This window comes from Streptosporangium sp. NBC_01469, from assembly GCF_036227305.1.
In the GTDB taxonomy this organism is placed as follows: domain Bacteria; phylum Actinomycetota; class Actinomycetes; order Streptosporangiales; family Streptosporangiaceae; genus Streptosporangium.
Genome location: NZ_CP109465.1, coordinates 9,588,244 through 9,608,144, shown reverse-complemented (window position 1 = coordinate 9,608,144; position 19,901 = coordinate 9,588,244). Strand labels below are relative to the sequence as shown.

At 71.0% G+C, this 19,901-nt stretch carries 22 protein-coding genes, 2 tRNA genes and 1 pseudogene; 13 read left to right on the top strand and 12 right to left on the bottom strand.

The annotated features are described in order from the left end of the window. Both OG587_RS41870 and OG587_RS41865 read right to left on the bottom strand, forming a co-directional pair. On the bottom strand, positions 1 to 780 hold the full coding sequence (locus OG587_RS41870; protein WP_329084399.1) for a neutral zinc metallopeptidase: 780 nt from the start codon (positions 778 to 780) through the stop codon (positions 1 to 3). Positions 781 to 873: 93 nt separating this feature from the next. Then, positions 874 to 1,899 (bottom strand): M48 family metallopeptidase, encoded by a 1,026-nt coding sequence (locus OG587_RS41865; RefSeq protein WP_329084398.1) that lies wholly within the window; start codon positions 1,897 to 1,899, stop codon positions 874 to 876. A gap of 74 nt (positions 1,900 to 1,973) precedes the next feature. On the opposite strand from OG587_RS41865, the gene nadD reads away from it, so the two are divergent. From nadD to OG587_RS41845, 4 genes are all read left to right on the top strand, one after another. After that, positions 1,974 to 2,594, top strand: a complete 621-nt coding sequence (nadD, locus tag OG587_RS41860) for a nicotinate-nucleotide adenylyltransferase (protein WP_329084397.1) — start codon at positions 1,974 to 1,976, stop codon at positions 2,592 to 2,594. A gap of 358 nt (positions 2,595 to 2,952) precedes the next feature. After that, a complete protein-coding gene (gene rsfS / locus OG587_RS41855) occupies positions 2,953 to 3,360 on the top strand; it encodes a ribosome silencing factor (protein ID WP_329084396.1) in 408 nt (135 codons plus the stop codon). After that, entirely contained in the window at positions 3,357 to 3,989 is a 633-nt protein-coding gene (locus tag OG587_RS41850) for a histidine phosphatase family protein (RefSeq protein ID WP_329084395.1), read from the top strand. Before rsfS ends, OG587_RS41850 begins: the two co-directional genes overlap by 4 nt. A gap of 126 nt (positions 3,990 to 4,115) precedes the next feature. After that, positions 4,116 to 4,188, top strand: a tRNA-Ala gene (locus OG587_RS41845). A 258-nt stretch (positions 4,189 to 4,446) separates the two neighbouring features. On the opposite strand, the gene OG587_RS41840 is transcribed toward OG587_RS41845, so the two are convergent. Next, the gene (locus tag OG587_RS41840; RefSeq protein WP_329084394.1) at positions 4,447 to 5,058 is read right to left on the bottom strand and encodes a TetR/AcrR family transcriptional regulator; all 612 of its coding nucleotides are present in this window, start codon (positions 5,056 to 5,058) and stop codon (positions 4,447 to 4,449) included. Positions 5,059 to 5,146: 88 nt separating this feature from the next. Here OG587_RS41840 and OG587_RS41835 point away from each other — a divergent pair, with 88 nt between their 5' ends. Beyond that, positions 5,147 to 6,019 (top strand): alpha/beta fold hydrolase, encoded by an 873-nt coding sequence (locus OG587_RS41835; RefSeq protein WP_329084393.1) that lies wholly within the window; start codon positions 5,147 to 5,149, stop codon positions 6,017 to 6,019. A gap of 116 nt (positions 6,020 to 6,135) precedes the next feature. Here the strand turns inward: OG587_RS41835 and OG587_RS41830 are convergent, their stop codons facing one another. From OG587_RS41830 to OG587_RS41815, 4 genes are all read right to left on the bottom strand, one after another. After that, positions 6,136 to 7,122 (bottom strand): helix-turn-helix transcriptional regulator, encoded by a 987-nt coding sequence (locus tag OG587_RS41830; protein WP_329084392.1) that lies wholly within the window; start codon positions 7,120 to 7,122, stop codon positions 6,136 to 6,138. A gap of 248 nt (positions 7,123 to 7,370) precedes the next feature. Next, positions 7,371 to 8,711: a sensor histidine kinase gene (locus OG587_RS41825; RefSeq protein WP_329084391.1), complete on the bottom strand. Its 1,341-nt coding sequence runs from the start codon at positions 8,709 to 8,711 to the stop codon at positions 7,371 to 7,373. Further along, positions 8,708 to 9,385, bottom strand: coding sequence for a response regulator transcription factor (locus tag OG587_RS41820; RefSeq protein WP_329084390.1), 678 nt, complete (start codon positions 9,383 to 9,385; stop codon positions 8,708 to 8,710). The genes OG587_RS41825 and OG587_RS41820 overlap by 4 nt, the downstream gene beginning before the upstream one ends. Positions 9,386 to 9,428: 43 nt before the next feature. After that, complete coding sequence (locus OG587_RS41815; RefSeq protein WP_329084389.1) at positions 9,429 to 9,956, bottom strand: hypothetical protein; 528 nt, start codon at positions 9,954 to 9,956, stop codon at positions 9,429 to 9,431. Here OG587_RS41815 and OG587_RS41810 point away from each other — a divergent pair. Continuing rightward, the gene (locus OG587_RS41810; RefSeq protein ID WP_329084388.1) at positions 9,946 to 10,146 is read left to right on the top strand and encodes a hypothetical protein; all 201 of its coding nucleotides are present in this window, start codon (positions 9,946 to 9,948) and stop codon (positions 10,144 to 10,146) included. The two genes, OG587_RS41815 and OG587_RS41810, sit on opposite strands and share 11 nt — an antisense overlap. A gap of 155 nt (positions 10,147 to 10,301) precedes the next feature. Here the strand turns inward: OG587_RS41810 and OG587_RS41805 are convergent. Next, positions 10,302 to 10,787: pseudogene (locus tag OG587_RS41805) on the bottom strand (DUF523 domain-containing protein); the annotation flags it as partial. A gap of 86 nt (positions 10,788 to 10,873) precedes the next feature. On the opposite strand from OG587_RS41805, the gene OG587_RS41800 reads away from it, so the two are divergent. From OG587_RS41800 to OG587_RS41780, 5 genes are all read left to right on the top strand, one after another. After that, positions 10,874 to 11,236 (top strand): hypothetical protein, encoded by a 363-nt coding sequence (locus OG587_RS41800; RefSeq protein WP_329084387.1) that lies wholly within the window; start codon positions 10,874 to 10,876, stop codon positions 11,234 to 11,236. Then, entirely contained in the window at positions 11,233 to 11,613 is a 381-nt protein-coding gene (locus tag OG587_RS41795; protein WP_329084386.1) for a hypothetical protein, read from the top strand. Before OG587_RS41800 ends, OG587_RS41795 begins: the two co-directional genes overlap by 4 nt. A 66-nt stretch (positions 11,614 to 11,679) precedes the next feature. Further along, positions 11,680 to 12,363: an SRPBCC family protein gene (locus OG587_RS41790; protein WP_329084385.1), complete on the top strand. Its 684-nt coding sequence runs from the start codon at positions 11,680 to 11,682 to the stop codon at positions 12,361 to 12,363. Between the two features lie 381 nt (positions 12,364 to 12,744). Further along, on the top strand, positions 12,745 to 13,974 hold the full coding sequence (locus OG587_RS41785) for a CynX/NimT family MFS transporter (protein ID WP_329084383.1): 1,230 nt from the start codon (positions 12,745 to 12,747) through the stop codon (positions 13,972 to 13,974). Positions 13,975 to 14,041: 67 nt separating this feature from the next. After that, positions 14,042 to 14,965, top strand: a complete 924-nt coding sequence (locus tag OG587_RS41780; RefSeq protein ID WP_329084382.1) for a metal-dependent hydrolase — start codon at positions 14,042 to 14,044, stop codon at positions 14,963 to 14,965. Between the two features lie 141 nt (positions 14,966 to 15,106). On the opposite strand, the gene OG587_RS41775 is transcribed toward OG587_RS41780, so the two are convergent. Both OG587_RS41775 and sigJ read right to left on the bottom strand, forming a co-directional pair. Next, positions 15,107 to 16,315: a phytoene desaturase family protein gene (locus tag OG587_RS41775; RefSeq protein WP_329084381.1), complete on the bottom strand. Its 1,209-nt coding sequence runs from the start codon at positions 16,313 to 16,315 to the stop codon at positions 15,107 to 15,109. Positions 16,316 to 16,380: 65 nt separating this feature from the next. Then, positions 16,381 to 17,265, bottom strand: coding sequence for an RNA polymerase sigma factor SigJ (gene sigJ, locus OG587_RS41770; RefSeq protein ID WP_329084380.1), 885 nt, complete (start codon positions 17,263 to 17,265; stop codon positions 16,381 to 16,383). Between the two features lie 108 nt (positions 17,266 to 17,373). Here sigJ and OG587_RS41765 point away from each other — a divergent pair, with 108 nt between their 5' ends. Beyond that, complete coding sequence (locus tag OG587_RS41765) at positions 17,374 to 18,804, top strand: MFS transporter (protein WP_329084379.1); 1,431 nt, start codon at positions 17,374 to 17,376, stop codon at positions 18,802 to 18,804. A gap of 19 nt (positions 18,805 to 18,823) precedes the next feature. Then, positions 18,824 to 18,896 (top strand) — tRNA-Ala (locus OG587_RS41760). A 206-nt stretch (positions 18,897 to 19,102) separates the two neighbouring features. Here the strand turns inward: OG587_RS41760 and OG587_RS47425 are convergent. Next, entirely contained in the window at positions 19,103 to 19,225 is a 123-nt protein-coding gene (locus OG587_RS47425) for a nucleoside-triphosphatase (RefSeq protein WP_443075648.1), read from the bottom strand. A gap of 45 nt (positions 19,226 to 19,270) precedes the next feature. Further along, entirely contained in the window at positions 19,271 to 19,795 is a 525-nt protein-coding gene (locus OG587_RS41755) for a hypothetical protein (protein WP_329084378.1), read from the bottom strand. Positions 19,796 to 19,901 lie beyond the last annotated feature (106 nt).

The window sequence follows — 19,901 nt, the reverse complement described above, 5'->3', positions numbered from 1 at the left end:
CTAGGCGACCCTGGCCGGGGTGGCGGTCCAGGTGTTGCAGGAGGCCGGGTCGCCGGTGGCGTAGCCGAGCTTCGTCCAGGCGGCACGGTTGGCGCCCGTTCCGGCCGTCCGGGCCTGGCCCTTGACGTCACCGCTGTCCCGCAGGGTGCGCAGCAACTCGTTCCAGTCCTTGGCCCCCCGGCCGAAGGAGGACCAGACACTCCGGGTGAACACGCCGCCCAGGCAGTCGGTCTGCAGACTGGAGCGGCGGATCTGCTCGTTCATCTCGTTTCTGTTCGCGTACGGGGCTTCGTCGAACGCCTTCTCGATGCCGGTGAGGCCCGCCAGATGCGCGCCGTACAGCAGTCCCGTCACGTGGAGCAGCCAGAGGTCGTCGGCACTGGTGAGCCAGTTCTGGCCGATCTGCACCACCATCGTGCGCGACTCGCGGCAGTAGTAAACCTGCGATTTCTCCTTGGGATCCACGTTGAGGCCGCAGTAGCCGGCGGGCACCTTGTTGACGAACTTGAGCCTCGGCTTGCCGAACGGCAGCCCCGCGGCCTTGAAATGCGCTCCCCACGCGGTGTTCAGGCAGTTGGTGACGGCCGCCATATACCGCCTGGCCAGCGTCCGGTCATTGTTCTTGATCGGCGGCTCGGCGCACCTGGTCTGGGCGAGCTTGCCGGAGGTGTAGAAGGCGTTCTTCGTCAGAACCGGATCCTTGATCGGGTAGGCGTTCGCCGTACCCGTGAGAAACAGTCCGGCCGCACCGGCCATAGCGATGATCATCCGAATTCTCATGGGGCACGATGCTAGGGCAATATCGCCTTATGTCTGACCTATATGAAAAAGGGCCCGGGGGTGGTCGCCGGGCCCTTTTGGTGGAACTCTTCGTTAATTTCCATCGCGGCGGGAGAAGCGGTTGAAGATGCGCTCTCCGGCGTTGACGGCGCCTTCGGCCACGTCGCGCAGGACGCCGATGAACGGGTCCTGGGACTGTGACCAGGAGTCGCGGTAGGAGCGGGCGGCGGCCTTGATCTCCTCGGAGACCTTCGCGCCGGCGTCGTCGGCGCGGCGGGGGTATTCGCCGGCGAGGATCGTCTCGTACTCGCCGCCGCGACGCCACTTGTCGAGCTCGGCGACGCGCGAGACGGCGAACGGGTGGGTGGTGCCCAGCAGGTTGAGGACCTTGAGCAGGCCGTCACGGACGTCGCCCGCCGTGTCGTACTCCCGGGCCTGGTCGAGGAAGGCCTCGATGTTCATCTCGTGCAGGCGCGAGCCGCCGGCGAGCTTCATCAGGGCGCGCAGTGCCGCGTCGGAGTCCTGGCCGCAGAGCAGGCCGCCACGGTCGGCGGAGAGCTCGGACTTGCGGTGCCACTCCTCCAGGCCGGCCACGATCGCGCGCAGGCCGATGTAGCCGAGCGGGATCCAGGCCACGCGCGTGGCCAGGCGGGTCAGGATGTCGAGCATGGTGCGGTAGACCGCGTGGCCCGACAGGATGTGGGCGGTCTCGTGGCCGATGACGAAGCGCTGCTCCTCCTCGTCCATCAGGTCGAGGAGGCCGGTCGTGACGACGATGAACGGGTCGTCGAAGCCGATCGCCTTCGCCTGTACCAGCGGGCTCTGCTGCACGTAGACCTCGGGAATGCGATGGAGGTCGAGCGTGTAGGCCGCGTCGCGGCCCATGTCGTGCAGCGCTCGGAACTGGGTGTCGCCGGTGCGCACGGCCGAGGCGAGGTAGATCAGGCGCAGGCGGCGCTCGCTGACCAGGCCGGACATCTGCTTGAGCACCGTGTCGAACCCACTGAGCGACCGGAGGGCGACCAGCGCGGACCGATCGGCGGGGTGTTCGTAGGCGCGTGAGCTGATGCCGGGAAGCTGCACGCGGTTGCGATCCGGGGTGGTGGTCATGTCCGGCATGCTACGTCGGGTCCGCCTGCCACGCGCGGGGGGTGGTTAAAAGCTGTGCACGGCTTGCACGTATGGTCCGTTTCATGATGAACGCGCCTACCGGCAAGGGGAAGCGACGTCTGGGCGTCATGGGCGGGACCTTTGACCCGATCCACCACGGCCACCTGGTCGCGGCCAGTGAGGTCGCCCACCATTTCGATCTCGACGAGGTGGTCTTCGTGCCGACGGGACAGCCGTGGCAGAAGGCCGACAAGGTCGTCTCGGCCGCCGAGGACCGCTATCTCATGACGGTCATCGCCACGGCCTCCAACCCCCGGTTCTCGGTGAGTCGCGTCGACATCGACCGTCCGGGGCCCACCTTCACCATCGACACGCTCCGGGAGATCTCCGCCGCCTGGGGGCCCGACGTGGATCTCTACTTCATCACCGGCGCCGACGCCCTCGCCCAGATCCTGAGCTGGCGCGACGTCGACGAGCTGTTCACCATCGCGCACTTCGTGGGGGCCACCAGGCCCGGCCACGTGCTGCACGACCCGGGCCTGCCGGAGGGCAAGGTGAGCCTGGTGGAGATCCCCGCGCTGGCCATCTCGTCGTCGGAGTGCCGTCAGCGGGTGGCCTCGGGGGAGCCCATCTGGTATCTCGTCCCCGACGGCATCGTCCAGTACATCAACAAGCGTGACCTCTACGGTGGCGCTCCCTCCTGATCTTCCGGCCTCCGGCGGGCGGGGTCTGATCGGATAAATCGTGATGATCTGCGGGAACGCCGTGACTTAGAACGTGTTCCGATGAAATTCGCTATGATTCGAGAAGTTTGCGTGGGACGAGTATCCGCAGCTCACCCGGCATGATCGCCGAACGGCACGGGCGGTGCCCGTCCCGCCCGAGATCGACAAGCGCGGCCCCGACCGCGGAAGACGCCCCTGATCAGGCCGCCAATTCGTTTGCGGCGCGGAATCGGGTGGCACACGATAGGCGTTGTTCAACAGGTGGCTCTTCAACGAGCGCCGAATCGGGCACCCTGATAGGTGACAGCGCCGACTAGCAGGAGGACTGACCCACACCGTGACAGCAACCGACAGATCCGTCCAGCTCGTCAGGCTCGCCGCTGAGGCGGCGGCGGACAAACTGGCCGATGACATTCTTGCCTACGACGTGAGCGACCAGCTCGTCATCACCGACGCGTTCGTGCTCTGCTCCGCCACCAACGACCGCCAGGTCCGCGCCATCGTCGACGAGATCGAGGACCGGCTGCGGATCGCGGCCGACGCCAAGCCCGTCCGCCGCGAGGGCGAGCGCGAGGGCCGCTGGGTCCTGCTGGACTACATCGACATCGTCGTGCACGTCCAGCACGAGGAGGACCGCACCTTCTACGCCCTGGAGCGCCTGTGGAAGGACTGCCCCTCCATCTCGCTGCCGGACAGCGTGACCCAGGTCGCCGCCCAGCGCGCCCGCGGGGCGGTAGCTGAGTGAGTCGTCGCGTCGTCTGCCTCAGGCATGGCCAGACGCTGTGGAACGTCGAGCACCGCTTTCAGGGTCACAGCGACATCCCCCTTGACGAGACCGGGGTCGCGCAGGCCGCCCGCGCGGCCTCGCTGCTCGCCGCGCTCCGCCCCAGCATGATCGTTTCCTCCGATCTCCAGCGGGCCTTCGACACCGCCTCGGCGCTGGGCCGCCTCACCGGTCTGGACGTCACCGTCGACAAGGACCTGCGCGAGCGGGGCGGAGGCCAGTGGGAGGGGCTCACCCGGGAGGAGATCTCCCAGGGGTGGCCCCGGGAGTTCACCAACTGGGAGGCGCCGGGCGGTGAGGCGGTCGGAGACGTCGCCGACCGGGTCTCCTCGGCCGTGCGCCGCTGGGCGGCGGAGATCGACTCCGACGGCCTGCTGGTCGTCGCCTCCCACGGGGCGGCGATCCGGCTCGGCATCGCCAAGCTCATGAACCTGCCGCAGGAGCTCTGGCCCGCCCTGGGCGGTCTCGGAAACTGCTCGTGGTCGGTGCTGGAGGAGGCCCGCAAGGGCTGGCGCCTGCTGGAGCACAACGCCGGGACCCTCCCCGAGCCGGTCAGCAGCGACGACAGCCCCGAGGCCACCCAGGAGTGACCTTCGAGCGGCGCGGCTTGCGCCCCGGTGGCGGGCGCGGGCCGTGTGGTCGTCGATTAGGTGAACACATCGGTGTCCTTATATGCTTCCCGAGCGCCGCGACGAGAGCACTCGAAGCGGTGACCAGGGGCTATGGCGCAGCTGGTAGCGCGCCTCCATGGCATGGAGGAGGTCTGGGGTTCGAATCCCCATAGCTCCACGTCGGGTCGTTCTCGAAACGGCCTGAAGGTGGTTGACGAGATCCCGCCCGATCGAGGTGATCGGGCGGGATCTCGTCGTTTTCCAGGCCGGCGTGGCCGCCGACGGGCCCGTCCGAGCGTGCGCGGCGGTGTGTGGTCCCCCTGTGGTCCCCCCGTGGTCACCTGGGCCCATCACGACCCGTGCCCTCGCGGCTGACGGTGTGCTGTCCTGAGTGGTCCCGGCCTCTCATCCGTGTTCCCGCGCGTCCTTGTCTGTCTTATCTGTAAGTGTTGATCAGCCGGGCGAGGTGCCGGCCCGCGATCTCCAGTGGCTTGTCGCTCCTCGAGACCTGCGCGGCGAGCTCGGCGCCCTCAAGGGTGTTGATCACGGTGTGGGCGAGGTCGAGGACGTCGTTCTCGGCGATGCCCGTGTGACGCAGATGCTCGGTGACCAGGCCCCGCCAGTGCTCGAAGGACCTGGTGACGGCCTGCTGGATCTCCGGGACACGTCCGGCCGTTTCCAGGGCGGTGGCCGTGATCGGGCAACCGTCGAGCCAGTCGGAGTCGCGCAGGTGCGTGGCGAGTATCCGGGTGCACGCGATCATCGCGTCGGCCGGATCGTCCTCGCCGGCCAGCGCCTCGCGCAGGATGCCGGCGAACTCCTGGTCGGCGTGGCGGACCGCCTCGACGGCCAGTTCCTGCTTCCCGCTGGGAAAGAAGTGGTAGACGGAGCTGAGCGCGACGCCGGCCTCTCGGGAGATCTGCTTGATCGCGGTCCCTTCGTAGCCTTGCCGCTGCATCAGCCGTGAGGTCGTCCGGACGATGCGCTCGCGGGTGCCGAGGGAGCTGTCCGGCCGGACGGCCTGAGCCTGCCGTGTCTTGTCGTTCATCTCACCACAGTACCTGGTTGGAACGTTCGCTCCAGACGTGCTACGTTCTGGGTGGAACGTTCGTTACAGAAGCAAGGAACCAAGAGACATGCGAGAAAAGCGCGTTACCGCCAACGGGATCGATTTCGCCTACCTGGAGGAGGGCGAGGGGCCGCTGGCGCTGCTGCTGCACGGTTTTCCCGAGGCCCCGAGCATGTACCGGCACCTGATGCCCGTTCTCGCCGAGGCGGGCTACCGGGCTGTCGCCCCCGCCATGCGCGGCTTCGCCCCGACCCAGGTCCCGCCGGACGGCAGCATGCGGATCGCCGACCTGATCGCCGATGCCAACAGCCTGCACCAGGAACTGGGCGGCGACACGGACGCGGTCATCATCGGGCACGACTGGGGCGGCTTCGCCACATGGGGCGCCGCGGCCCACGCGCCTGAACGCTGGTCAAAGGTCGTGGTGGCCGACGTCCCGCCGGTCCGGTTCTACGACCGCAAGGCCACGGACCCCGTTCAGATCCACAAGAACAGCCACTTCTACTTCTTCCAGATGGCCATAGCCGACCAGATCGTGCCCGTGAACGACTTCGCCTACATCGACTGGCTCTGGGAGCACTGGAGCGGGTCCGTCCCGGGCTTCGACTCCGCCGAGGACCGGAAGGCCGGGAAGGACAGCCTGCGGGCACCGGCCAACCTGCGTTCGGGTCTCGGGCTCTACCGCGACAACTTCAACTCGGTGACGTTCGGAACCGACAAGTGGGAGATGGGAGCCGTACTGGCCGAGCTTCCCTCGCAGCCGACGTTCTACCTGCACGGCAGTGAGGACCCCGTGGTCGACGCGGCGACACTCGCCGACATCGTCGACGCGCTGCCCCAGGGGTCGGACGGCGTCCTCCTGGAAGGAGTGGGCCACTTCCCGTTCCTGGAGAAGCCCGACGAGGTGAACCAGCGGATCCTCAAGTTCCTGACGGCCTGAGCACACGGTCCCGCGTGAGCCCCTCGCCGGGAGAGGGGCTCACCGCCGGCCGGCGCGTCCGCGCGCCGGTTCCCGGCCCGCCGGCGCTCGGGACGATCTCGTGGCGCGCGCCGGCGTCAGCCGGTCCCGGGCTCGCCGTAGATCCCGGCCACCGCCCGCGCGGTCTCCGCGACGAGGTCGCGCAGTTCCGGCGGGGCGACGACCTCCAGGTCCGCGCCGAAGCGCAGGAATTCCGCCAGCGCGTGCCGAGGGGACTCGACGGGGACGGTGACCCGCGTCCAGCCCTCGTGGTCCGGGGGCTCCGCGGTGGCCCGCGCGGCGCGCAGGACGACCGGGCGGACCATGTCCGGCAGCCGTTCCATGCCGAGCGGAGAGAGCCGGATGACGGCCTCGCCCCGCCGGAGCCGCGCCTCGAACTCCTCCAGGGCGCCGTTCCAGTGGGCGGCGAGATCGAAACCGGCGGGCCGCTCGAACGGCTCCTGGAGCGCGTGCAGTTCCAGGATCTGCGAGACCCGGTAGGTGCGCACGTGCTCGCCGCCGCGCGCGACGAGGTACCAGAGGCCCGCCTTGAGGACCAGCCCGTACGGCTCCAGCGTGCGGACCACGTCCTGGGGGGCCTTCCAGCGGTGGTAGCGGATCTCCAGGCGGCGCTCGTTCCAGACGGCGTCGGCCACCGCGGCCAGGTGCGGGGTCTCGTCGGCGCCGTGGTACCAGTTGGGCGCGTCGAGGTGGAAGCGCTCGCGGATCCGCCCGGCCCTGTCCCTGAGCTCGACCGGGAGCGCCGCCATCAGCTTGAGCCCCGCGGCCGTCACCACCGAGCCGAGGCCGAGTTCGGCGGCGGGACCCGGCATCCCCGCCAGGAACAGCGACTCCGCCTCGCCCGTGGTCAGCCCGGTGAGCCGGGTTCGGTAACCGTCGAGCAGCCGGTAGCCGCCGGAGGGCCCCGCGTCGCCGTACAGCGGCACGCCCGCGGAGTGGAGCGAGTCCACGTCGCGGTAGATGGTCCGGACCGAGACCTCGAGTTCGGTGGCCAGTTCCCGGGCGGTCATCCGGCCGCGGGTCTGCAGGAGCATCAGCAGGGAGATGAGACGGCTCGCGCGCATGTCAGGAATTATCCGGCGAGATCGCAGAAGTGGGTTCCCGGCCCACCCTGCCGCGCCGGCCGCGCCTCCTCCGTCTGGATGCGAGGCCGGCACGGTAGGGCGGACCGGGAACCACGAACGCGGGGTGACGCCCGCGTTCCCCTTCATGATCGAGCAGCAGGAACGAGGAAACGGTGCGTTTTAGCCTTACTTAAGGTGGCTTTAGGTGTGACCTAATCAACGCACGGGGAAGCCCTTCCGTGCGTCCCTCAGCGCGGCGCGTTCCTGCGGGGCCAGCGGTCGCCGACCAGGCGCCGGGCGGTACGCGTGGGACGGTCGTGCCGGTCGGTGCGGAGCCAGAGCTGGACCCTGGCGCCCCCGAGGGAGGAGGCGTCGATCCGCAGCGTGCCGCCGGAGGACTCGGCGAGCCTGCGGGCGATGTCCAGGCCGAGCCCGGTGGATCCCGCCCCGCTGGTCCCGCGCCGCAGCGCCGCCTCGGGGTCGGGGATGCCGGGACCGGCGTCGGCGATCAGCATGCCGACGGTGCCCGAGCCCTGGTGCAGGGTCACCGTGAACGCCGTGCCCTCGGGGGTGTGCCGGAAGACGTTGCCGAGCAGGGCGTCCACCACGGCGCTGAGCTCGGTGGCCGCGACCGGTACCCGCGCGGGCGCCGAGGCGCCGATCAGCTCCCAGGGGCGCTGCTGGTCCTCGGCCAGCGCGGACCAGAAGGTCAGCCGCTCGCGCAGCACCTCGGCGGCGTCGCAGTGGACGAGTTCCGGCGCGCGGGAGGGCTGCCTGGCCGCCGCGATGATCTGGTCCACCTCGGTCTCCAGGCGGCTCAGCGCGCTCCTGCTCTGCTCGGCCTCGGGGCCCAGGTGGTCCAGGCTGAGCCGGAGCGCGGTGAGCGGGGTGCGCAGGCGGTGCGACAGGTCCGCGGCCATTTCCCGTTCGGCGGCCAGCAGCTGGACCACGCGGTCGGCCATGCTGTTGAACGCCTCACCGGCCGCGACCAGCTCGGGCGGGCCCTCGGGCTCGATGCGGACGCTGAGGTCCCCGGAGCCCAGGGCGCTCGCCGCCCGGCCCAGCCGCCGGGCCGAGCGCACCACGCGCACGCCCAGCCGGTCGCCGACCAGCAGCGATCCGGCGACGAGCACCGCCGCCACCCCGCTCAGCACCGCCCACGACGAGGCGACGCCCCGGGTGAGGTCGTCCGACGGGATGAAGATCTCGATGACCACGGTCCTGCCGCCGTCCAGGGCGACCGGGCGCAGCAGGAGGTAGCCGGTGTCCATCTCCGCGGTGATGGCCCGGGTCAGCCGGGAGGCCGCGGCCACGGTCTCGGCGGGGGCCCTGGCGGTACCGGCCGAGCCGCCGCCGGGCAGGTGAACCGCGATCCGGTCCCGCGCGCCGGTACTGAGCAGCGCGTGGGTCAGCCGGTCCGGATCGACGGTGATGGCCAGCACCGGGACCAGCGCCGACGCCTGCCGCTCCGCCTCGGCCATGGCCCGGCCGTGGGCGATCTCTCTGACGATGAGCCCGAGCGGGATCAGGAAGGCCAGGGCGACCATCGAGGTTCCCGCGACGGTGAGCAGGGCCAGGGTCCGCCTCACGGCGGTGTGATCAGCATGACCCCCACGCCGCGTACGGTGTGCAGGTAGCGGGGGGAGGACGCGCTCTCGCCGAGCTTGCGCCGCAGCCACGACAGGTGGACGTCGATCGTCTGGTCGTCCCCGTAGGACTGCTGCCAGACCTCGGCGAGCAGTTCCTTGCGGGAGACCACCCGGTCGGCGCGGGCGGCGAGGTAGGCGAGGAGGTCGAACTCGCGCCTGGTGAGGGTGAGCGGGGCACCGTCCAGCCCGGCCTCGCGCCGGTTGAGGTCCACCGACAGCGCGCCGACGCACAGTACCGGGGACGGGGTCGCGCTCCGCGCCCGGCGCAGCACGGCGTCCAGGCGGGCGTTCAGGTGGTCGCCGGAGAAGGGTTTGACCAGGTAGTCGTCGGCTCCCGCCTGGAGCAGGCGGACGATCTCCGCCTCGTTGTCCCTGGCCGTGGCCACGATGACCGGGACGCTGGAGACGCTGCGGACCATCTTGAGCGCCTCCGCCCCGTCCAGGTCGGGCAGCCCGAGGTCGAGGACCACCGCGTCCGGGGGGTTCTGGGTGATCTCCCTCAGGGCGTCGAGCGCACGTCCCGCGCTGCGCACGGCGTGCTGGCGCCTGCTGAGTTCCTGGATGATCGCGGATCGCACGTACTCGTCGTCTTCGACCACTAGAACCGTCGCCATGCCATGTAACGGTAGTGAACAATGAGACATATGGCGTAATAATTCACGACATGCGGCAGACGCTGGGATTCATAGCGGTGTGGTGCGGGGCCACCGTCCTGGCGATCTCGGTCGCCTGGTTCGGCGTCCGTGACGTGCTCCGCAGCGAGGTCTTCGACGACGCGAGCATCGAACCCATCAACGCCGCCATCGGCCGTACGGGGGACTCGGGGCTCCCGCGGGGAGCGCCCACCGGACCGCAGGCCATCGGCACGCCGACCGCCGGCTCCTCCCCCACGCCGGACCGGACCTCGGCGCCCCGCCTCACCCCACGGGGCACCGCCCGGCCGCGCACCGACCCCTCCCCGTCGAGGACCGCCGCGGCGCCGGTACGCACACGCGACAGCGGGCTCTCCCGTCCGGGGCCGTCCTCCTCCCCGTCCAGGTCTTCGTCCAGGTCTCCGTCCGGCTCTCCGTCCGGGCCGGACGCGGCGCGGGCCGCCCCCGCCCCCTCGTCGTCCGCCGCGCCCGGGGCGACGGCCACCAGGACGCGGTCGACCTCCACCGAGAACCTGCGCGTGGTGAACGTCAAGGGCGGGTCGGTCTCGTTCGCCATCGAGGACGGCGTGTGCCGCCTGATCGCCGCCGCGCCCAACGCGGGCTACGAGGCCAAGGTCGCCTCGGCCACCGGCTGGATCCGGGTGGATCTCGTCCAGGGACAGCACGGCTCGGCGGTCTTCTGCATCGGCGGGGAGAACCGCACCGACCTGTGGGAGTACTAGAAACGGCCTTCGAGGGTGCCGAGGTCGCGGGGCCGCTCTCCGGGCGGGCCGGGGCGCCGGTCGTCCAGGTCGCGGAGGTGCTCTCCCGGCAGGTCCTGGTGCCGGTCGCCGAGGTCGCGGGGGTGCTCTTCACGCGGGCCGGGGTGCCGGTCGCCGATCTCGCGCAGTCGCGCGGCGGCCTCGGCGACGCGCTCCTCGCCGAAGACCGCGACGCCGTGCAGCTCGAGCAGGGCGGTGGTCACCCCGTGGCCGGGCACGCGCCGGCCGCCGAAGGCGCCGTCGTAGACGGTCAGGCTGCCGCAGGAGGGACTGCCCTCCTTCAGGATCGCCACCCTCACGCCGTGGGCCCGCGCGGCGGCGAGCGCCGCCCGCGCACCGGCGAGGAAGGCCTCCGTGACGTCGGCGCCCCCGGCGGTCAGCACCCGGGCCGCCCCGGACAGCACCGCCTCGCCCCCGGCGCCGCCCTCGATCTCCGCGGCCGGTCGCGGGACGGGCAGGCCGCCCTCGACCTCGGGGCAGAACGGGACGAGCCGCCCCTCCCGCCACCACGCGGCCAGCAGCGCGTCGCCGCTCGTCTTGGCGGCCCCGTCGTAACGGACCTTCCGCCCCATCAGGCAGGCGCTGACCAGGATCCTCTCCACGGCCCCAGAGTACGTGGCGCGGCGCGGAGGGCGAGGGGGCCGGGCAGTACCCTGCTGCCCATGCTTTTCGATCCCGTGAGGTCTCGATGATCGGCCCGCTCGCGACCGGCCTGATCCTGCTGTCACTGGTGATCGGGATCTTCAGCCTCGTCACCACGGCCAGGAACAGGCCGATGGGGAGAACGCTCCTCGTCGCGCTCGGAGTGCTGGAACTCGGCCTGCTCGTCCAGGCCGGGTTCGTGATCGCCGCGCTGGTGAGGGGCGAGGGGCCCGCGGAGACGGCCACGCTCATCGGCTACCTGGCGGGCAGCCTGGTGATCCCGCCGGCGGCGGCTTTCTGGGGGTTCGGCGAGCGCTCGCGCTGGGGTCCCGCGGTGATCGCGGTGGCGGGCTTCGCGATCCCCGGCATGGTGGGGCGGATGCTCCAGGTCTGGCAGGGACTGCCGTGAGCGAGCCGGCGATCGGCACCGGGCCCGGACGCGCGCTGGTGGCGCTCTACGGGGTGTTCGCCCTCGCCGCGGGGGCGCGTGCCGCCGTGCAGATCGCCACCCGGTTCCAGGAGGCGCCGCTGGCCTACTCGCTGTCGGCGTTCGCCGCCGCCGTCTACATCGTGCTCACCGTGGCGCTGGCCAGGGGGAACAGGACCCTGGCGCTGGTCGCCTGCGGTATCGAGCTGGCCGGGGTGCTCATCGTGGGCACGCTCAGCATGGCCGACCCCGAGGCCTTCCCGCGTGCCACGGTCTGGTCGGGTTACGGAAGCGGATACCTTTTCATCCCATTCGTGCTCCCTGTCCTGGGGCTTTACTGGCTTTTACGGCGCCGCTAGTTAGGCCCGCGTCCCGCCGGGCAGGTCTGCCTCCCGAACCGACCAAACCACAAGGGAGGCACGGTCATGAGCTCGATTGAACAGTCCGTCGACGTCAACGTCCCGATCCGGACCGCGTACAACCAGTGGACCCAGTTCGAGAGCTTTCCCGAGTTCATGGAGGGCGTCGAGTCGATCAAGCAGTTGAGCGACACGCGTACGGCGTGGGTCGTCGAGATCGCGGGGGTCCACCGGGAGTTCGAGGCGGAGATCACCGAACAGCACCCCGACGAGCGGGTGGCCTGGAAGTCGGTCGAGCGGCCGCACCAGGCGGGCGTGGTGACCTTCCACCATCTCGGCCCCGACACCACCCGGGTCACGTTGCAGATGGAGTACGACCCCGAGGGGTTCGTCGAGACCGTCGGTGACCGGCTGCAGATCGTCCGCCTGCGGGTCCGTGGCGACATGGAGCGTTTCAAGACCTTCATCGAGGCGCGCGGCGACGAGACCGGCGCGTGGCGCGGCGACGTGCCGGGCCCGCACGAGCGCGACACCGCCGGCGCCGGTGACCGGGGGTTGGGCGAGCACCATGGCACCGGCACGGGAGGCGGCCAGGGTCTCGGCGCGCCCGTGCCCTCGCCGCCTCCGCGTACGGTGGGCCGGCCCTACCCGCCGGACCCGGAGCTTCCCCCGCCCGGTGGTGAGCCGCTGCCCCCGGCCGGCCGCAGGCTTGGCGAGGAGCCGCCGCCCACCCCGGGACCGCGCATCTGACGCTCGCCCACCGGAACCGCGTACCTGAGGCTCGCCGCCCGGATCGGGTGGCGGATTCTCCTCCGAGGCACGTGTCCGGCGCCGGCCCCTGGGCCGCGCGTCCGACGCGGGCGCGCCCGGTGTCGCCCCCCAGGCGTCCGGTGCCCGAACTGTCCGGGATTCCGGGCACCCGGAAGCCGAAGAGCCGCGCCGGCGCGTGAGAGAGCCGGGTCACGTTCTGTAAAGAGGAACGTGGCCCGGCTTTCACGTTGTCAGCGATTCGCGCCCGTCCGGAATCGGCACGCCTGGTCAGGAACAAACCGAAGTTTCACTCCTGTTAGAGTTGGGGTCAGCCAATCATCCTACGATTGGATGAAATCACTGAGGAGGACTGAAACCAGCATGAGCGTGCTCACCCATCAGACCAGGGGCCGCACCGGTGGAACCACGGGCTCTCTCGCCTGGTTGCTCGTGCTGGGAATCGTTCTCGCGGCGCTGAACCTGCGTACCGCCGTCACGAGCGTCGGGCCGGTTCTCGACCAGATAACCTCCGGTCTCGGCATGACCGCCGTCGGAGCCGGGCTGCTCACCACGCTCCCCGTGCTCATCTTCGCCTCGGTCGGCGCGCTGACGCCCGCCCTCGCCGGGAAGGTCGGAGAGCACCGCCTTCTGCTCTTCTCCCTCATCGTCCTCGGCGCGGGCCTGCTCATCCGCTCGATGGTGGGCTCGGCCGAGGTGTTCCTCTACAGCAGCGCCTTGGCGCTGTCGGGCGGCGCGGTGGGCAACGTGCTCATCCCCAGCCTGATCAAGCGTCACTTCCCCGGCCGGGCCGGAACCATGACCACCGTCTACACCACCGCCCTCGCGGTGGGCACGATGCTCGCGGCCGCCGCGACCGTGCCCATCCAGCGGGCCACCGACGGCAACTGGCACGTTGCCCTGGGGGTGTGGGGGGCGCTCGCCGCCGTCGCCGCCATTCCGTGGCTTGCGCTCTCGCGCAGTGAGCCGGAGCGGCGCGGCGCGGGCGGGGGAGCGGGCGCCCGCGCCCTGCTCCGCAGCAGGCTGGCCTGGGCGGTCGCCGCCTACTTCGGCACCCAGAGCATGGTCGCCTACATCATGTTCGGCTTCCTGCCGAAGATCCTCACCGACGGCGGCTACACCACCGCGCAGGCGGGCCTGGTGCTGGGCGTCTTCACCGCGATCGGCATCCCGGTCTCGCTCGTCGTGCCCTCGATCGCGTCGCGGTTCTCCGACCAGAGGCCGGTGGTGGCCGCCTTCGTCGTCTTCTACACCGCCGGTTTCCTCGGTCTCTGGCTCGGGCCCTCCGGCCTGGCCTGGGTCTTCGCGAGCCTGGTCGGCGTCGGCATGGGGTCGTTCCCGCTCGCGCTGACCATGCTCGCCATGCGTACCCGCACCCCCGAGGCGACGGCCGCGCTGTCGGCCTTCGGGCAGAGCACCGGATACCTCATCGCGGGCGCCGGGCCCCTGGTCGTCGGCGTCATGCACGAGTCGACCGGTGGCTGGACGCTGCCGTTCCTGCTGCTGTTCGCGGTGGTCGCCGTCCAGCTCGTGACCGGCTGGTACGCCGGCCGTCCGGGCTATCTGGAGGACGAGCGGGCCCTCGCGCGCTGATCCGCCGTGCCGGTACGGGCTCGCGTCCCGTCGGGGGCGGCGCGAGCCGTACCGGCATAATGGGCCGATGCCAATCAAGGACTCAACGCGCGTCACCTACCCGGGCGGGGAGGTCAGGGGGCGTTCGGCCGTCGTCGCCACCGTGCCGGTCGGAGACGGATACGGGACCGTCGTGGCCGAGACTCCTTTCCACCCGCTGGACCACACCTGGCCCGACCAGCCCGCCGACACGGGGACGATCGGCGGGATCGCGGTGACCGACTGCGTGACCGGGGCCGTGGCCGAGGGCGGGGAGAGTGTCCATCTTGGCGCGGACATCCCGGTGCGCCGGGGAACCCCCGGCTGGCACTGGCTGGTCGTCCACGTCACCGCCGAGCCCGTCGCGGGTGGCGGTGCCGGGTTCGCGGGTGGCGGGAACGGCGGCATCGAATCCGGTGGTTCCGGGCCCGGCGGTGAGGTCGAGCTGGTGGTCGACGACGCGGGCCGCCGCGCGCTCTCGGCGGGGCACACCGCCTGCCACCTCACCGCCCTCGCGCTCAACGCGGCGTTGGCCGGACGGTGGCGCAAGGAGGTGTCCGCCGACGGGCTCGGCCACCCCGACTTCGACCAGACCGCCATCGCCTCCTCGCGGATCCTGCCCGGCGGCAGCCGCGACGTCTACCGGCTGGGCAAGTCGTTGCGCCGCAAGGGTTTCGTCACCGAAGGACTGGCCGAGGAGCTTCCGGAGATCGCCCACCGGGTCGGCGACCGGCTCAAGGCGTGGATCGCGGCCGATGCCACCGTCGGGATCGACAGCCCCGGCCCCGAGCTGACCGCCCGGCGCACCTGGCACTGCGCCCTGCCCGAGGCCGAGGTTTCCATTCCCTGCGGGGGCACGCACCTGTCGAGCACCTCCCAGCTCGGCACGGTCGCCGTCACCCTGAACCTGTCCGCCGACGGTTCCGAGCTGGTCATGCGCACCACCACCGGCCCGTACGCCGAAGGTTCGTAGGACCTCGGACGGTCCTCCTCGCGGCTCCCGGTGTTCGCGGGCCTCCCGGGGCCGGCGAACACCGGACCGGCGTCGTCTCCGGCGGCGGGCACACCCGTACGTCCTCTCCCGCGAAGGTCCTGGTGCGAGCAAGGTGAACGGTCACGCGGTCAGGCGAGACGCCGAGCGGCGGCTCGCCCCGGAGACGGCCCGCAGGGCGGCCTCCGCCGCGATCAGGGCGCTGTGCGAGGAGACCTCGCTGAGCAGGCCGGGAGCCGCCACCGCGTCGCCGATCAGCCAGACGCCGTCCCCCCGGTCGACCGCGGGCCGATCCCGCCAGGTGGTCCCCGGCAGGTCCAGAGCGCCGGTGCGGCCGTTGCACGTGGCCTCCCGCCGCCAGGTCGTCCGCTCCCGCCAGCCGGGGAGCCCGAGATCGGCCACCCGTTCCGCCCTGGAGATCGCCTCCGCCTTCGTCTCGCCCGGCCTGACCGGCATCTGCAGCTGGCAGAGGCTGTGCCCGTCCGGGGCGAGCGAGGGGTCCGGCAGGCTGTACCGCTCCATGAAGCCCCCCTCCTCCAGGTCGGAGACGACGAAGAGGTCGTCGGCGCTCTTGCGGAGGCCGAGGTCGAGCAGGACGGCCTTCCCGCTCTCCCAGCGCAGCGACTCGTCGCCGAGCAGTCCCCTGGCGGCGTCCAGCGAGGTCGCCACGATCACCGGGGTGTCCTCGGGCAGGCGGTCCACCCGCGAGCCGGTCTCGATCCGCACGCCCAGGCCGCGCGCGTGGGCGGCCATCCGGTCGATCACCCGTCCCCAGCCGCCGATGACGTAGCGCGGCGCCGGATACTGCGGCGCGGTCGCCCGCAGCACCCGCTCCCAGACGAACGCCGCCGACAGCCGCCCGGGGTCCGCGTCATAGGTGATCACGCCGACCAGCCCGGCGGCGGCCCGCATGCCCTTCTCACCGAAGCGGCGGGTGGCCCAGGTCCCGAAGGTCTCGTCCACCGGTGCCCGCAGGCGCCGCCTGGCGAGTGCCTTCAGCAGCGACAGGGGCGGCATGCCCGACAGCCGGCCGCCGTGGCGGAACCTGCTCCTGGCGAGCATGCCCGGCGTGAGCCTGGTGTACGGCCGGACCAGCCCCCTGGCCGCCAGCCAGCGCCACGGCTCGCCGTCGGAGTAGAAGACGTGGGTGCCGTCGTTGGCGACGTACGGCGCGGCGGTGCTGCGGGCCCGGCCGCCCGGCTCCCGGTGGGCCTCGTGGAGGGTGACCCGCGCGCCGCCCTCGGCGCACGCGATGGCCGCGGTGAGGCCGGCGAGCCCGCCGCCGACGATGGTGATGTCGTTGCCGCTGATGTCTCGCGTCTCTCGTGTCATGCCCGTACGACGGATCGAAGGACGCCTTTTGTGACATCCCCGCCAGGTTTCTCCGGGCGGGGAGGTCAGAGCCGGGAGAGCTTCTCCGGATTCGCCACCAGGAAGACGGTCCTGATCAGGCCGTCCTCGATGACCAGGGAGAACACCGTGACCGGCCGTCCCTCCACCGTCACCACCATGGCCGGCCCGCCGTTCACCTCCGCGATCTCCATGTCGAGGCCGGAGACCGGTTCGGCGCCGATGCTCTCCATGAAGGTCCGCACGCGCTCCCCGGACGCGATCGAGGACAGGAAGCGCGCCACCTTGCCCGCGCCCGTGATGACCCGAAGCGGGGCCTTGGTCTTGCCGCCACCGTCGCTGACCAGCGACGCGTCCTCGGCGAGCATCGCGGTCAGCGCTCCCAGGTCGCCGCCCACGGCCGCCTCGGCGAACCGCTCGGTGAGCCTGCGCCGCAGCCCCCGGTCCACCTCGAACCTCGGCCTGCCCTCCTGGACGTGCTCCCTGCCGCGCCGGGCGAGCTGCCGGGTCGCCGCCTCGCTGCGCTCGATCATCTCGCCGATCTCCGCGTACGGCATGCCGAACGCCTCCCGCAGCACGAACACCGCGCGCTCCAGCGGGGACAGGGTCTCCAGCACCACGAGCAGCGCCAGCTCCACCGAGTCGGCCAGCTCGGCCCGCTCGGCCACGTCCGGGGTGACGATCAGCTCCGGCAGCCACGACCCGACGTAGGCCTCACGCTGGGCCTTCACCCGCCGCAGCCGGTCGACGGAGAGCCGCGTCACCACCTTGACCAGGTATGCCCGGTCGTCCTCCACCCGGGAGAGGTCGACACCCGACCAGCGCAGCCACGCCTCCTGGACGACGTCCTCGGCGTCGGTCACGCTGCCCAGGATCCGGTAGGCGACCCCGGTCAGCAGGTCGCGATGCTCCTCGAAACGCTCAACGGCCATAGGGATTAGACATATCACGGGGCCCAGATGTGACATGACCTGGTAAACGACTGTTTACAGTGATCCTCTACCATGCGAGGGCGGAAGTCGACAGTGAGGGAGCGGGCAGTGACGGGAACGATCCTCGCCGAACCGGGCGCCACGCGGCAGGGCAGACATCTCTGGCTGACCCTGGTGGCGCTCTCCATGGCCGGGATGGTCGCGTCCGTCCAGCAGACCGTGGTCATCCCGCTGCTGCCCCGGCTGATGGTCACCTTCGGTGTGTCGGTGGCCGAGGTCACCTGGGTCTTCACCGCCTCGCTGCTCGCCGCCGCGGTGGCCACGCCGCTGCTGTCGCGCCTCGGCGACATGTACGGCAAGAAGCGGATGATCCTGTTCACCGTCGGCCTGCTCGTCCTGGGCTCGGTGGTCTGCGCCCTGTCCGACACCCTCCCCGTGCTGATCGCCGGACGGGCCCTGCAGGGCGCGTCGTCCGCGCTCATCCCGCTGGCCATCGGCATGATCAAGGACAGCTTCCCGCCCGCCAGGGTCATGACGGCCATCGGGGTGGTCAGCGCCACCATGGGCGTCGGCGGCAGCCTCGGCATGATCGTCACCGGCCTGATCGCCGACCGCACCCCCAGCCACCACCCGGTCTTCTGGATCACCGCGGGACTCGGTGTGGCCGCGGTCGTCCTCATCGCGCTCAGCGTCCACGACAGCGGGGTCGGCGCCGGGGGCCGCCCCGACCTCGTCGGTGCGGCGCTGCTGTCCGTCTGGCTCGTCTGCCTGCTGCTGGCGATCTCCAAGGGCAACGACTGGGGCTGGGGCTCGGGAATCGTCGTCGGACTGTTCGCGGGCGCGGCCGTGTTCTGCGCCGCGTGGGTCTTCAGCCAGATGAGGCTCCGGGCGCCGATGATACGGCTGCACCTGCTCGTCGGCCGCCGGTCCCTGCCGGCCAACCTGGCCTCGATGCTCCTGGGCTTCGCCATGTTCGGCTCCTTCACCCTGATCTCCAGCTTCATCCAGACGCCCTCGTCCGCCGGGTACGGCTTCGGCGGATCGGTCCTCGACGTCGGCGTCTACGCCCTGCCCAGCGCCGTGACCATGCTGCTCTCCTCCTTCATGGCGGGCCGCCTCTCCAGTCGGCTCGGCCCCGCCTACTCCCTCGCCCTTGGCGCGGGCCTGTGCGCGGCGGGATTCGGCTGGTTCACCTTCTTCAACGACTCGGTGCTCCATCTGGTCGGTTCCAACGCCGTACAGGGTCTGGGGTTCGGCATCGGCTTCGCCGCGCTGGGGGCGCTCGCCGTGCAGCACGTGCCGGTGGACCAGAGCGGCATCGCCAGCGGCATCAACTCCCTGGTCCGCTCGATCGGCGGCAGCGTCTCCGGCGCCGCGACCTCCGCCCTCCTCACCTCGATCACCATCGCCGGAACCTCCGTACCCTCCCGCGACGCGTACGTGATCTCCTTCGGGATCATCACCGCGAGCGCCGTGGGCTCCGCGGCCGTCGCGCTGGCGACCGGAATGAGGGCGCGAGGACTGTCCCGAATCGGTTAGGATTTCATCTGCATCGCAAGGGGCTATGGCGCAGCTGGTAGCGCGCCTCCATGGCATGGAGGAGGTCTGGGGTTCGAATCCCCATAGCTCCACTTCGGTGACTGGGGTCCGCTGTTCGCAGGTGAAAGCCTGCTCCCGGCGGGCCCCTTCGTCGTTTGCGCGGGGGGCGACCCCCCGAGCCCCCCGGTGTGGGGGCTGTGCCCCCACGCCCCCCTTTCCTCGCTTCGCTCGGGGGCTCGCCTCGCGGGGCTGGGCGGTTTCGGAACCTTACGGGCCCTCTGTCCGTGTATCTAACCTTTCAGTCGCTTTCTTGTGTCTTGTGGGTGACAAAGCCACCGACCGGCACCTCCGACGCCTGGAGTAATACGATCAGACGGCGGACGACGGTGGTCTTGCCGGTGCGAGGCGGAGCGGTGAACAGGAACGGCGTGGAGAAAGGATGGCAGGTACGGTGGGTGGGGCCGGGTCAGTCGTCGGAGGCGACGACGACGGTCAGGGAGTCCTCGTTCCGGTCGATCAGGACGAGTTCGTGGAACTCGCCGAGGATCCATCCCAGGTCGTCGTCGCGGGCCGCCTCGTCGAGGTCGCGGAGGCGGTAGCGGGAGGTGGCCGCGCGGATCAGCGGGTAGACCTCGGCCTCCAGGTCGTGGGCGACCGTCTCAGGCAGGTCGGCGTACCTGCCGGCCCAGGTGCGGATCGTGGCGCAGGCGGTCTCCTGGTCGACCTCCTCGAACGAGGCCGCGGAGAGCGCGTCGAGGCGGTAGGGGCCGTGCACCGGCCCGTTCTCCTTCCGCGGGTCGGAGCCCAGGTAGTCGTCCCGGTACAGCTGGTGGGTGAGCAGCGCGGTGAGCAGCGGTTCGTCGTCCTGCCGGGTGGTGACGCGGAAGTGCTTCACGTCCACCCAGCGGTAGGTCCTGTCCTTGAAGGTGACCAGGGTGGTCGAGGCGAACGCCAGTTGCTCCATGAGGGTGACGATAGTGACTTCCGGCATCTGCTGATCACCGATTGGTCGAACCGGACGAGCGCTGGGGAAACGGGAAAAACGGGGTACGAGCTGGGGGCGGGCGGTGGCGGGTACCCGTTCTCCTGGAGAGCGG